This is a genomic window from Actinoplanes sp. NPDC019969 (assembly GCF_055562375.1).
Window position 1 is genome coordinate 209,716 of record NZ_JBVHFK010000006.1, and the last position, 14,063, is coordinate 223,778.

At 70.1% G+C, this 14,063-nt stretch carries 7 protein-coding genes and 1 pseudogene; 1 reads left to right on the forward strand and 7 read right to left on the reverse strand.

The genetic code is table 11. From position 1 onward, the window contains the following. Positions 1–269 precede the first annotated feature (269 nt). The 5 genes from ACZ3II_RS19705 to gltB all read right to left on the reverse strand — a co-directional run bounded on the left by ACZ3II_RS19705 (position 270) and on the right by gltB (position 10,361). Positions 270–413: a hypothetical protein gene (locus ACZ3II_RS19705; RefSeq protein ID WP_465519111.1), complete on the reverse strand. Its 144-nt coding sequence runs from the start codon at positions 411–413 to the stop codon at positions 270–272. Between the two features lie 1,149 nt (positions 414–1,562). Beyond that, on the reverse strand, positions 1,563–2,432 hold the full coding sequence (locus ACZ3II_RS19710) for an acyl-CoA thioesterase (RefSeq protein WP_465519112.1): 870 nt from the start codon (positions 2,430–2,432) through the stop codon (positions 1,563–1,565). 2 nt (positions 2,433–2,434) lie between these two features. Next, complete coding sequence (gene pyk / locus ACZ3II_RS19715; RefSeq protein ID WP_465519113.1) at positions 2,435–3,871, reverse strand: pyruvate kinase; 1,437 nt, start codon at positions 3,869–3,871, stop codon at positions 2,435–2,437. A gap of 456 nt (positions 3,872–4,327) precedes the next feature. Continuing rightward, positions 4,328–5,797: a glutamate synthase subunit beta gene (locus ACZ3II_RS19720; RefSeq protein ID WP_465519114.1), complete on the reverse strand. Its 1,470-nt coding sequence runs from the start codon at positions 5,795–5,797 to the stop codon at positions 4,328–4,330. Beyond that, positions 5,790–10,361: a glutamate synthase large subunit gene (gene gltB / locus ACZ3II_RS19725; protein ID WP_465519115.1), complete on the reverse strand. Its 4,572-nt coding sequence runs from the start codon at positions 10,359–10,361 to the stop codon at positions 5,790–5,792. The genes ACZ3II_RS19720 and gltB overlap by 8 nt, the downstream gene beginning before the upstream one ends. Before the next feature lie 173 nt (positions 10,362–10,534). Here gltB and ACZ3II_RS19730 point away from each other — a divergent pair, with 173 nt between their 5' ends. Further along, positions 10,535–11,407 (forward strand): GNAT family N-acetyltransferase, encoded by an 873-nt coding sequence (locus ACZ3II_RS19730; RefSeq protein WP_465519116.1) that lies wholly within the window; start codon positions 10,535–10,537, stop codon positions 11,405–11,407. Between the two features lie 389 nt (positions 11,408–11,796). Here ACZ3II_RS19730 and ACZ3II_RS19735 read toward each other — a convergent pair whose 3' ends face one another. Both ACZ3II_RS19735 and lgt read right to left on the reverse strand, forming a co-directional pair. Next, entirely contained in the window at positions 11,797–12,975 is a 1,179-nt protein-coding gene (locus ACZ3II_RS19735; RefSeq protein WP_465519117.1) for an FAD-dependent monooxygenase, read from the reverse strand. Continuing rightward, positions 12,857–14,063: pseudogene (gene lgt / locus ACZ3II_RS19740) on the reverse strand (prolipoprotein diacylglyceryl transferase); the annotation flags it as partial. The pseudogene lgt and the gene ACZ3II_RS19735, both read right to left, overlap by 119 nt.

A 14,063-nucleotide genomic window follows, 5' to 3' on the forward strand; every position in this document is an offset into this window, starting at 1 on the left:
GATCGTAGAGCTCGACAGTCCAGACTTTCCGCTCGCCTAGTACGCAAGGTCGAGGAAAAGCTGTTTCATGGTGTCGACCGCTGTTGACCACAACCCGTTCCACCTGGCGAGGGAGTTGCCGTAGACCGGCCTGGGCGTTGACATCAACCACGCCGTCGGAGGAGCGAGCCAGGAACGGGGACCGCCCCTTGCACCGCTCGGCAGGTGCGCCGCAAGCCTCGTCATCTAAACGTAAACAGCATATCGACGCGATGTCTGGCCGCCGAGACTCACGCAATCGGAGTGATCCGGTCTCTGTCGCGCTGCTTATAGCTCGTCACGGTGGATTCGGGATACACGCTTGCCGCGAAGATCCTAAATGTCAGCTGGCCGGGCTGGTCAATCAGGATTCGCCCGGCCAGCATCATCAGCATCGCTCAGCGCGCATTACCCACAGCTGATGCTACGAATGTACACACGGGTCCAGTTATCGATCTTCACCCACATCGAGGACAAACCGCGTCGATTGTAAGAGAACGGGGTGCCGCTGGCTGTTCCCCAGTTCCCAAACACTTGGCAGTTCTGGTACACCCGGAAGCTATCGGTGTCATAGTAGAAGGCGTATCCGATCGTGCTGTCACCACGGGGAGCGACTGCCATCATCGAGCTTTTAGCATTGTAGTTCCAGCCATTCTGGCAGATACTTGCCGGAAGGATATCCCCGTAGTAGTACGTCATACCATCACGCCAACAATTCGAGACTGCTATGGTCTGCGAAGCCCCGTTGCTAACCACACCACCACACCACTGCGTATAGCATTCACCTGCGTTTGCTGGCGTGGAGGCAACCGCCTGGAAAATGCCGCAGGCGGCAACAATCGCGAGCAGGTAGGAGCCAATTCTACGGCGGAAGGTAACCTTCAATTCATTCCTCCTGTGATGCAGCATCTCGCCGCAACAGCCTTTTGGCGCACCCTCTTGGGTCGCCGAACACTTCGCATTCCAACTCGTCGATTAGTTTACACACTGCCGCCTTCCTGAGAAGGCCGATACTGTGGGATTTTCGGCGAGTTCCGGCAACTGGCGAGACGCTCGTCTGTCCATCGAACCCCTTGACCAGGCACCGACCGGCGGGCTAACTGTCGAGATGTCGAATGATCGGGTGGTGGCGCTGCTGCTCGAGCGACCCGCGGCAACGACATGTACTTCACCGATCAGGTGAGCCGTTGCAGCAGGTCGCCAAGCAAATCTTGAAGTTCGTTCTCGAAGGTTCGCCCACTGCTCGCATCAGGTTCCACCGGCACGGCTGGGCTATGAGCGAGAGGGACAGCACCCGTAGCGGCCGCGCGGTCCAAGACTGCGATCACCACACAGGATCGCCAGTCGCTCCCTGACCATGCCGAGGTCGGGCCGCACGTCATGTGCGCAAGGTTACCGGTGTCGCCAAGTTCGTGCGCCCTTACCGGCCGAAGGTTGACGCAGAGGGTCGATGCTCGCCATCCGGTACTTGGGTCGGACTTCATTGGCGGGGTCCCCAAGAGGTCTCAACTTTCTTAGCGCCGCCTCGTACTGATGAACTGGGGTCAGCCGCCGATGCGGCGGAGGAGCCCTTCCTGGACGGCACTGGCGATGTGCCGGCCGTCGCGGGTGAACATGCGGCCGTTGGCGAGCCCGCGTGCGCCGCCGGCGGACGGGCTGGTGCTGTCGTAGAGGAACCATTCGTCGGCGCGGAACGGCCGGTGGAACCAGAGTGCGTGGTCGAGGCTGGCGCCGATGACGCCGCCGGGGCCCCAGACCTCGCCGTGGGTCGACAGCACGGCGTCGAGCAGGCTCATGTCGCTGGCGTAGGTGAGGGCGCAGGCATGGATGAGCGGGTCGTCGGGGAGGCGGCCGTCGAGGCGCATCCAGACGCGTTGTTCGGGTTGGATGCCGCGGTCGCCGGGTGGGACCCAGCCGGGGACGCCGACGTAGCGGACGTCGACGGAGCGGGGCGAGGATTTGAACATCGCCATCCGGTCCGGGTATTTCGCGGCCCAGTCGAGCATGGTGGGGACGTCTTCGGGAGCGGGGACGTCCGCGGGTGGCGGCGTGTGATGGTCCAGTCCGTGTTCGAGGGTCTGGAAGGACGCCGACATGAAGAAGATGGTCTTGCCGTGCTGGGTGGCCGTCGAGCGGCGGACGGAGAAGCTGCGGCCGTCGCGGATGGTCTCGACGTGGAAGGTGATGGGCACGGTCGGGTCGCCGGCGCGGACGAAGTAGCCGTGGAGGCTGTGGACGTGCCGGGCGGGGTCGACGGTGCGGCCGGCGGCGACCAGCGCCTGTCCGGCGACCTGGCCGCCGAACACGCGCTGGGCGCCGGTCTGCGGGCTTTCGCCCTGGAAGGTGGCCGCGTCGACCTGCTTCAGGTCGAGGAGCTCCAGAAGCTGGTCGACGGCGGCCTGTCCCTGCAGCAAGGTCAGACCTTCGCGGTCTCGACGAGCGAGCCGATCTGGTGGACGCGCAGGGTGTTGGTGGAGCCGGGCGCGTTCGGCGGGGAGCCGGCGACGACGACGACGTAGTCGCCGGGCTTGGCCAGGCCCATGGTGAGCATCTTCGCGTCGACCTGCCGGAACATGTCGTCGGTGTGCTCGACGAAGTCGGTGAGGAAGGTTTCGACGCCCCAGCTGAGGGCGAGGGTGTTGCGGACCTCGGCGACCGGGGTGAAGGCGTAGAGCGGCAGGTCGCAGTGCAGGCGGGAGAGCCGCTTGACGGTGTCGCCGGTCTGGCTGAAGGCGACGAGGGCCTTGGCGCCGATGTTGCGGGCGATCTGCGAGGCGGCGACGGTGAGGGCGCCACCGTGGGTGCGCGGGTCGTGCTGCAGGCGCGGGACGCCCATGCCGCCGGCTTCGGTGGTGGTGACGATCTTCGCCATGGTGCTGACGGTGAGGACCGGGTACTTGCCGACGGAGGTCTCGCCGGAGAGCATGACGGCGTCGGCGCCGTCGAGGACGGCGTTGGCGACGTCGGAGGCCTCGGCGCGGGTCGGGCGCGAGTTCTCGATCATGGAGTCGAGCATCTGGGTGGCGACGATGACCGGCTTGGCGTTCTCGCGGCAGAGCTGGACGGCGCGCTTCTGGACCAGGGGGACCTGGTCGAGGGGCAGCTCGACGCCGAGGTCGCCGCGGGCAACCATGACGCCGTCGAAGGCGAGGACGATGGCTTCGAGGTGTTCGACGGCCTCGGGCTTCTCGACCTTGGCGATGACGGGGACGCGGCGGCCCTCCTCGTCCATGATCTTGTGGACGAGGTTGATGTCCTCGGGGGCGCGGACGAACGACAGGGCGATCAGGTCGACGCCGAGCTTGAGGGCGAAGCGGAGGTCCTCTTCGTCCTTCTCGCTGAGGGCGGGGACGCTGACGGCGACGTTCGGCAGGCTGACGCCCTTGTTGTTGCTGACCGGGCCGCCTTCGGTGACGAGGCACTGGATGTCCTCGCCGTCGACGCCGGTCACCTCGATGGCGACCTTGCCGTCGTCGATGAGGAGCCGGTCGCCGACCTTGACCTCGTGCGGGAGCTTCTTGTAGGTGCAGCTCACCCGGTCCTTGGTGCCGAGGATCTCCTCGCTGGTGATGACGACGCGGTCGCCGGTCTCCCAGCGGTGCGGGCCGTCGGCGAACTTGCCGAGCCGGATCTTCGGGCCCTGGAGGTCGCCGAGGATGGCGACGGGCCGGTCGGCCTGCGCGGCGGCGGCGCGGACCAGCTCGTAGATCTCGCGGTGGTTCTCCAGGCTGTCGTGGCTGAAGTTCATCCGGGCCACGTTCATGCCCGCTTCGACAAGTCCGAGCATCCGCTCGGGTGACTTGGTTGCGGGGCCCATCGTGCAGACGATCTTTGCGCGGCGTGTCACGGCCATCAGGCTAGTCCTTCTCCTGGGGCGGCCCGGCGGCCGACCCCCGTCCTCGGCATGAACTGCGGGTGTCGACGGCGAGGTCAACCCGCGAGGTGTGGCGGGGTGCGCTGCGTCGTCCGCGGGCTTCAGCGACCGCCGGTTCAGCCTAGCGGTCGCCTTGCGGCGTCCGTCGGCACATGCCCCAACCCCTTTGGTTGTACGGCGTACGTGCGCCCCTGCCAGCGGAAAAGGCGTCGTGACAGTCACTGCTGTCGATCATGGGTGAGATCCCGGCCGGGCCAATCGGACGTTTCGGGCACCGGGTCGGTGGCGGTCGATTTCCGCGGCGCCCCGATCATCGACGGACGCCATTGCGGCGTGCCATTAACGCCCGTTTTGGCGGCACGTTCCGAAAGCGACCCGGAAAACGCCCGCGGCCCGCCTCCCCGGGTGGGGCGACGGGCCGCGGGAACAGGTGGATCAGACGGTCAGCGGCTGCGAGTCCGACCGGACCGGGGCGGGCAGTTCGCCGGCCGCGCCCAGGTAGTTGTGGATCGCCGACGCGGCGGCCCGGCCCTCGGCGATCGCCCAGACGATCAGCGAGGCGCCCTTGTGCATGTCGCCGGCGACGAAGACCCCTTCGGCGCCGGTCTGCCAGCCGGCGTCGGCGTCGAGGACGTTGCGCCGGTTGCGGGTGATCCCGAACTGGGCCAGCAGCGGCTGATCCTCGGTGCCCTCGAAGCCGATGGCGAGCAGCACCAGGTCGGCCGGCAGCTCGCGTTCGCTGCCGGGGGCGACGACGACGGTGCGGACGCCGTCGACGCGCTGCACCGACACGTCGGCGATGCGCACCGCGACGAGATTGCCGTCGGCGTCACCGACGAACTCCTGCACGGCGACGCCGAACACGCGGTCGCCGCCTTCCTCGTGGGCGGCGTAGTTGCGCAGGATCAGCGGCCAGGTCGGCCACGGGTCCTTGACGCCGGTGCGCACGTCGGGCGGGAGGGGGTACTGGTCGAGCTGGGTGACCGACGCGGCGCCCTGGCGGTGGGCGACGCCGAGGCAGTCGGCGCCGGTGTCGCCGCCACCGATGATGATGACGTGCTTGCCACGGGCGTCGATCGGGGTGGAGTCCTGCAGGCCCGCGACGATCCGGTTGGCCGGGACCAGGTGCTCCATGGCCAGGTGGACGCCCTTCAGGCCCCGCCCGGGGGTCTCCGGGGTGTCCCGGCCGGCCAGGGCGCCGGCGGCGAGCAGGACCGCGTCGTACCGGTCGCGCAGGTCGTCGGCGGTGATGTCGGTGCCGACGTCGACGCCCGGCTGGAACTCGACGCCCTCGGCACGCATCTGAGCGAGCCGCGCGTCGATGACGTGCTTCTCGATCTTGAAGTCGGGGATGCCGTAGCGAAGCAGGCCGCCGATGCGGTCGTCACGCTCGTAGACCGTCACGGCGTGCCCGGCCCGGGCCAGCTGCTGCGCGGCGGCGAGACCGGCCGGGCCGGACCCGACGATCGCGACCGACTTGCCGGAGGCCGCCGGCGCCGGCTGCGGGACGAGGCCCGCGCCGAACGCGTAGTTGGCGATCTCCACCTCGACCTGCTTGATCGTCACCGGGTCGTCGCCGATGCCGAGCACGCAGGCCGCCTCACACGGCGCGGGGCAGAGCCGGCCGGTGAACTCGGGGAAGTTGTTGGTGGCGTGCAGCGAGTCCGCCGCCGCCGCCCATCCACCGGTCCGGACCAGGTCGTTCCAGTCCGGGATGCGGTTGCCCAGCGGGCAGCCGTCGTGACAGAACGGGATGCCGCAGTCCATGCAGCGGGTGGCCTGGTCGCGGATGAGCTCCTCGCCCGCCGGCGGGTAGACCTCCTTGAAGTCCAGGATCCGCACCGGCACCGGGCGCCGCTTCGGCAGCTGCCGCTCGTAGCGGAGGAAACCGTTAGGGTCAGGCACTGGTAACCCCCATGACCGCCTCGTCAACGTTACGACCGGCGGCTTCGGCGGTCTTGATCAGTTCCATCACGCGCTTGTAGTCGCGCGGCACCACCGCGGTGAACCGGTCCAGCGCTGCCGTCCAGTCCTTGAGCAGGCGGCCGGCGACGGCCGAGTCGGTCTCGGCGTGGTGCTTCTCGACCAGGGTGCGCAGCACGTCGCGCTCCTCGTCGGTCAGCGGCGCGAGGTCGACCAGCTCGGGGTTGACCAGGTTCTGGTCGAGGTCGAGCACGAACGCCTTGCCGCCGCTCATGCCGGCCGCGAAGTTGCGGCCGGTGGGGCCGAGGACGACCACGACACCGCCGGTCATGTACTCGCAGCCGTGGTCGCCGACACCCTCGACGACCGTGGAGGCACCGGAGTTGCGGACCGCGAAGCGCTGCCCGACCCGGCCGCGCAGGAACACCTCGCCGCTGGTCGCGCCGTACAGGATGGTGTTGCCGGCGATGGTGTTCTCCTCCGCCGTGAACGGCGCGTCCTCGGCGGGGCGCACGATCACGCGGCCGCCGGACAGGCCCTTGGCGACGTAGTCGTTGGTGTCGCCGATGAGCCGCAGGGTGACGCCGCGCGGCAGGAAGGCGCCGAACGAGTTGCCGCCGGTGCCGCGCAGGGTGAAGGAGATGGTGTCGTCGGGCAGGCCGTTGCCGCCGTACCGGCGGCTGACCTCGCCGCCGAGCATGGCGCCGACGCTGCGCTGGTCGTTGCGGGTGGCCAGTTCGGCGCTGACCGGGTGACCCTCGGTCAGGGCCGGCTGCGCCAGCTCGATCAGCTTGTTGTCCAGGGCCAGCTCGAGGCCGTGGTCCTGAGCGACGACACCGCGGCGGGCGGCGCCCTCGGGCAGCTCCGGCACGTAGAGGACCGGGGCCAGGTCGAGGCCCTTGCCCTTCCAGTGGTCGATGGCCTCGACCACGTCGAGCACCTCGGCCCGGCCGATCGCCTCGTCGATGCTGCGGAAGCCCAGCTCGGCCAGCAGCTCGCGGACCTCCTCGGCGAGGAACATGAAGAAGTTCTCGACGAACTCGGGCTTGCCGGTGAAGCGCTCGCGCAGCACCGGGTTCTGGGTGGCGATGCCGACCGGGCAGGTGTCCAGGTGGCAGACCCGCATCATGATGCAGCCGGAGACGATCAGCGGCGCGGTGGCGAAACCGAACTCCTCGGCGCCCAGCAGCGCGGCGACGACCACGTCACGGCCGGTCTTGAGCTGGCCGTCGACCTGCACGGTGACCCGGTCGCGGAGCTTGTTGAGCAGCAGCGTCTGCTGCGCCTCGGCCAGGCCCAGCTCCCACGGGGTGCCGGCGTGCTTGAGCGAGTTCAGCGGGGACGCGCCGGTGCCGCCGTCGTGGCCGGAGATCAGGATGACGTCGGCCTTGAGCTTCGCGACACCGGCGGCGACGGTGCCGACGCCGATCTCGCTGACCAGCTTGACGTGCACCCGCGACATCGGGTTGACCATCTTGAGGTCGTGGACCAGCTGGGCCAGGTCCTCGATGGAGTAGATGTCGTGGTGCGGCGGCGGCGAGATGAGGCCGACACCGGGGGTGGCGTGCCGGGTCTTGCCGATCCACGGCCACACCTTGTTGCCGGGCAGCTGGCCGCCCTCGCCGGGCTTCGCGCCCTGCGCCATCTTGATCTGCAGGTCGTCGGCGTTGACCAGGTACTCGCTGGTGACACCGAACCGGCCGGAGGCGATCTGCTTGATCGCGGACCGGCGCTCCGGGTCGTACAGGCGCTCGACGTCCTCGCCGCCCTCGCCGGTGTTCGACTTGGCGCCGAGCCGGTTCATGGCGATCGCGAGGGTCTCGTGGGACTCCGCGGAGATGGAGCCGTAGCTCATCGCGCCGGTGGAGAACCGCTTGACGATCTCGCTGGCCGGCTCGACCTCGTCGATGGAGATGGAGGGGCGGTCCGGGTTGAACCGGAACAGGCCGCGCAGGTGCCCGGCCTGGGCGGACAGCTCGTCGACCTTGGTGGTGTAGCGCTTGAAGACGTCGTACTGCTTGCTGCGGGTGGCGTGCTGCAGCAGGAACACGGTCTCCGGGTTGAACAGGTGCAGCTCGCCCTCGCGGCGCCACTGGTACTCGCCGCCGACCTCGAGGCGGCGGTGCGCCCGCTCGGCCCGGTTCGCCGGGTACGCCTTCTCGTGCCGCGCCTTGATCTCGGCGTGGATCTCGGCCAGGCCGACGCCGCCGATCCGGCCGCTGGTGCCGGCGAAGTAGCGCTGCAGCAGCTTGTTGTCCAGGCCGACGGCCTCGAACACCTGGGCGCCGCAGTACGACGAGACGGTCGAGATGCCCATCTTCGACATGATCTTCAGGACGCCCTTGGAGAGCGCCTTGATGTAGTTGCGCACGGCCTTGCGCGGCTCGACGCCGACCAGCGCACCGGTGGCGATCAGGTCCTCGGCGGTCTCGAACGCCAGGTACGGGTTGACGGCCGCCGCGCCGAAACCGATCAGGGTGGCCGCGTGGTGCACCTCGCGGCAGTCGCCGGACTCGACGACCAGGGCCACCTGGGTACGGGTCTGCTCGCGCACCAGGTGCTGGTGCACGGCCGCGGTGAGCAGCAGCGACGGGATCGGCGCCAGGTCGGCGTTGGAGTCGCGGTCGGACAGCACGAGGATGCGCACGCCGTCCTCGATCGCCTCCGACACGTGCCGGCAGATCTGGGTGAGCCGGGCCTTGATGCCGGCCGCGCCGTCGCGCAGCGGGTACAGCCCGGAGACCCGGACGGCCTTGAAGCCGGGCAGGTCGCCGTCCTCGTCGATCGACAGGATCTTGGCGAGCTCGTCGTTGTCGATCACCGGGTAGGGCAGGACGATCTGCCGGCAGCTGGCCGGGCCCGGGTCGAGCAGGTTGCCCTCGGGGCCGATCGTCATCGCCAGGCTGGTGACCATCTCTTCCCGGATGGCGTCCAACGGCGGGTTGGTGACCTGCGCGAACAGCTGGTGGAAGTAGTCGAACAGCAGGCGCGGGCGGGTCGACAGCGGCGAGATCGGGGTGTCGGTGCCCATCGACCCGAGCGGCTCGGCGCCGCCCCGGGCCATCGGCGCCACCATGATCTTCAGTTCTTCCTCGGTGTAGCCGAAGACCTGCTGGCGGCGGGTGACCGAGTCGTGGGTGTAGATGACGTGCTCGCGGGCGGGCAGGTCGTTCAGCTCGATCAGCCCGGCGTGCAGCCATTCCGCGTACGGCTCGGCGGCGGCCAGCTCGGCCTTGATCTCGGCGTCGTGCACGATGCGCCCGGCGGTGGTGTCGACCAGGAACATGTTGCCCGGCTGGAGCCGTCCCTTGGCGATCACGTCGGCCGGGTCGACGTCGATGATGCCGGCCTCGGAGCCGAGCGCGACCAGGCCGTCGCGGGTGTGCCACCAGCGGCCGGGGCGCAGGCCGTTGCGGTCCAGCACGGCGCCGATGATCGCGCCGTCGGTGAACGCGACGGCGGCCGGGCCGTCCCACGGCTCCATCAGGCTCGCGTGGAACCGGTAGAAGGCCTTGCGGGCCGGGTCCATCTCCGGGTCGTTCTCCCACGCCTCCGGGATCATCATCAGCACCGCGTGCGGCAGGCTGCGGCCGGCCAGGTGCAGCAGCTCGAGGACCTCGTCGAAGCTGGCGGAGTCGGACGCCTCCGGCGAGTTGATCGGGAAGAGCCGCTTGATGTTGCCGGGCAGGTTCGGCGACGACAGCAGCGCCTCGCGGGCGGCCATCCAGTTCTTGTTGCCGCGGATCGTGTTGATCTCACCGTTGTGGGCGATCAGCCGGTACGGGTGGGCCAGCGGCCACGACGGGAACGTGTTCGTCGAGAACCGGGAGTGCACCAGGGCGATCGCCGAGTCGACCCGCGCGTCGACCAGGTCCGGGAAGAAGTCCGGAAGCTGCTCGGGCGTGAGCATGCCCTTGTAGGTGATGGTGCGCGAGGACAGCGACGGAAGGTACGCCGCGACGCCACGCTGCGAGGTCTCCCGCTCGGCCTGCTTGCGGATGCAGAACGCGACCCGGTCCAGTTCGAGGCCGCTCAGCTGCGCGCCGGCCGGGCCGGCGGCCGAGTCGACGAGCCGGTGCGCGGCCAGGAACACCTGGCGGATCGCGGGCCGGGCGTCCTCGGCGGTGGCGCCCAGGTCGGACGGGTCGACCGGCACGTCACGCCAGCCGAGCACCTCGCCGCCCTCGACGAGCGTGTACTTCTCGAAGACCTTGATCGCACGGGCCGCATCGTCGGGGTCCGTCGGCAGGAACACGAGGCCGGTCGCGTACGACCCGGCGGGCGGCAGCTCGAAGCCGGCGATCGCGCGGTAGTAGGCGTCCGGGACCTGGATCATGATGCCGGCGCCGTCACCGGTGTTCTGCTCGGCTCCGCGCGCGCCCCGGTGATCGAGGCGGATCAGCGCGGACAGGCCCTTGGCCACCACATCGTGGGAGCGACGGCCGTGAATGTCGGCAACAAATGCGACACCACAGGCGTCTCGCTCCGACTGAGGGTCATAAAGCCCCTGGGGGTGCGGATATGCCACCGGGCCTCCTGTCGTCACTGGTGTTTCATTCTGAGGTCGGGACGACGTCGGCCCTGCAAAGTCTCTTGAGTCTACGTTAAGAGGCTCTGATCTCCGCCAGATGCGGATTGATCACACCTGGTGCCGATCGCGCTGCGATCCGCGGACGATCTGAATAGCACAGCCGGTGCGCCGACCGGTAGTCTCGCGCGATGGCGCCAGCGGATTCCGGCCTCTTCGACCGACTCGAACGGTTCTACGACGCTATGCCCCGCCCCTGGGCGCGGACCGAGGAGATCGGATCGCTCGTTCTCTTCATCCGCGAGGGAGAGGGCTGGCCCTACTATGCCCGTCCGAGACCGGGTTCGCCCACCCCTTCGGCCGCTGAGATCACCGAGGTCCGCGCCCGGCAGCGCGACCTGGGCCTTCCCGAGACGTTCGAGTGGGTTCACGAGACCACCCCGGACCTGCTGGCGGTGGCCCGGTCGGCCGGCCTGGACGTGCTGCTCGCGCCGCTGCTGGTGCTCGACCCGGCGGCGCTCGTGCCGGACCTGCCGCTGCGCGGCGCGACCCTGCGCTACCTCGACCCGGCGGCCCCCACGTTCGCCGCCGACCTGCACGCCTCACGGACCGTCAGCCGGCTCGGGTTCGCCGCCCCGGCCTACCGGGCGCCGCTGGAGGTGGCCGAGAAGACGCTGCTCATCCAGGGTGCCGGGCCCGCCGAGCGGGACGCCGCCGAGCCGCTGTCCGCGGACGCGGTGCGTCACGCGCGGGAGATGTTCGCCGGCGGGGCGTTCCTGACGGCGGTGGCCGAGTCGCCGGACGAGGGGATCGTGGCCACCGCGACCAGCCAGCGCGACGGTGACGTGGCCGAGGTGGTCGGGGTGGCGACGCTGCCGTCGGCGCGGCGCCGCGGGTACGCCTCCCAGCTCACCGCGACGCTCAGCGGCCGGCTGGTGGCCGGCGGCACGGAGCTGGTGTTCCTTTCGGCCGGGGACGACGACGTGGCGCGGCTCTACACCCGGGTCGGGTTCCGCCGGGTGGGCACCGCCTGCATCGCCGAGCCGGCGGCGGTGCCGCTGTGACGGCACGCGGTCCGGCACGGCGTCCGCGATTGGTCACAGTTCCCACATGATGGTACGCGGTAAGGAGTCCAGGTCTCTGGGCTCCTTACCAATTCGTGGCCCCGACGCCGCCGAGCACGCCATCGGCCCACGGCTCAGCACGGTGTCGTACGGGTGAACGACGCTGTGAGATGTTCCACGCCGTAACCCCCGGCTGGTTCTCCGGGCTGTCTCACGGGCGGTGAGACAGCCCGGAGAACCAGCCGGAACCCACCGCCTCGCCCGAAAGGCGCGCAACGGCCCGGTGAGCCGCGAACCTCGCGCAGGACTCCCGGCACGGGCGAAATCGGCGGACACGATTCACGGCGTACGAAAAAGGCGGTTGAAAAAGCGGAAGGAAAACGCCCGGCCTATTCCGGAGGGGTCCAATCGGCGCCCGGATGCGCCAGCATCCGCGGGCGCATGTGATTGAGCGCGGCGTCGCGGGCCCGCAACGCGAGCCGGCCGCGGGCCTGGACCACCGCGGACATCCGCCGGTTCTGCCGGACCACCGTGGTGGTACGCGGACGGCGCAGACGGCTGTAGGCGTCCACCGCCGCGTGCAGATCGGCGCCCGGCTGCGCGGTGGCGGCCAGCGCGGACAGCGTCGCCGCGTCCTCGAACGCCAGGCAGGCGCCCTGACCCAGATGGTGCGGCATGGCGTGGGCGGCGTCCCCGATCAGCACCACAGCGCCGGAACCGCACGCGAAACCGTAGGAGCGTGGCAGCGGCCGCAGCTCCCGGACGCCCTGCGGCACCAGGTCCTCCGGGCGGGTGGCGTCCAGCAGCGCGCCGACCGGCTCGTGCCAGCCGGCGAACCAGCGCCGCAGCAGCGCCAGCTGGGTGGCGGGCGACTCGGGACGGGCCGCGCCGGCCGCGGTGGCCACCCAATACACACCGCCCCGGCCGGCGGCCCGCTCCCCCAGCGGGATCGCCACGAACCGGTAGCCGGCGCCCAGCGTCTCCCCGCCGGCACAGCGGCTCTCGTCGGCGCGTGGCAGCCGGAACGCCGGGATCACGGCCTGCCAGGCGGCGAAACCGGACCCGACGGCCACCGACTCGGGCGCCACCGAGGCCCGCACCCGGCTGTCGATGCCATCCGCGCCGACCAGTAGATCCGCCTCGATCATGGTGCGGCCGTCACCGACCGCCGGGCGTTCCCGCGGGCCGGTGCGCACCGTGGTCGCCTCGAAACCGGTGCGGACCTCCGCGTCACCGAGACCCGCGACCAGGGCGTCGTACACGTCCTCCAGGTGGGCGGCGGCCGGCGCCGGCGCCACCCCGGTGCGGGCCCGCGGCGCGACCAGCCACTGCCCGTCCGGGCGGCGGACCCCACCGTCCGGCAGCGGCGACGCGATCGCCGCCCAGCCACCGTCGGCGTCCAGCGCGTGCAGCGCCCGCAGCCCGTTGGGCCACAGCACCACAGCGGTCGGCGGGGCGGCGATCCGCTCGGCCCGTTCCAGGACCGTCACCCGCCAGCCGGACCGCGACAGCGCGCCCGCCGCGGCCAGGCCGGCCATCCCGGCGCCCACCACCACGGCTGTCCGCATCGCCCGAGGTCCCGGCGTCAGTTCTCGTCGGTCTTGTCCGGTTCGCCCACCGTGGCGGGCACCGGCTCGGTGGTGCTCTCGGCGGGCAGCACACCGGTGCGCTGGTACTCCCGGAACCGTTCCTCGCTGACCACCTGGTACGCGGTCGGCTGCCGGTTCGCCGGCGCCTTCGCCGCCGCCTCCACGTCGACCTGCGAGACGTCGTTCCCGGACTTCTCGTGCGCGGCCTCGGCGGTGTCCGGGGCGTCGGCCGGGACCACGTAGTCGCGGGGGCCGCGGACGACGGCGAAGTAGATCGCCGCGCCGAGGAACACCAGGATCGACACGTACACGTTGACCCGGACGCCGAAGAAGAGGGTCGCGGTGTCCTCGCGGAGCATCTCGATCCACAGGCGGCCGGCGGTGTAACCCATCACGTACAGCGCGAACGCGCGGCCGCGGCCGAACTTGAACTTACGGTCCAGCAGCCACACCATCGCGGCGACGCCCAGGTTCCACAGCAGCTCGTAGAGGAACGCCGGGTGGTAGAGCCCGGTCAGCGTCACCGGCTCACCGTCGACCATCTTGGCGTGGCCCTGGTTCGACGAGTCCATGTCGTGCACTTCCAGGCCCCACGGCAGGGTGGTCGGGCTGCCGTACAGCTCGTTGTTGAACCAGTTGCCGAGCCGGCCGATCGCCTGCGCCACCGGCAGCGCCGGCGCGAGGGTGTCGGCGAAGATGCTCAGCGGGAGGCCCATCTGCCGGGCCGCGATCCAGGCGCCGAGCGCGCCGCCGGCCACCGCGCCCCAGATGCCGAGGCCACCCTCCCAGATGTAGAAGGCGCGGATCGGGTCACCGCCGGAGCCGAAGTATTCCTGCGGGGAGGTGATCAGGTGGTAGATCCGGGCGCCGATGATGCCGAACGGCACCGCCCAGACCACCAGGTCCAGCGAGACCCACGGAGCCACGCCGCGGTGGCGCAGGCGCTGCTCCATCAGGAGCGTCGCGACGACCATGCCGGCGATGATGCACAGCGCGTACGCGCGGATCGGGAACCCGAGCACATGCCACACCGACTCGGTGGGACTGGGGATGGCGGCGATGTTCAC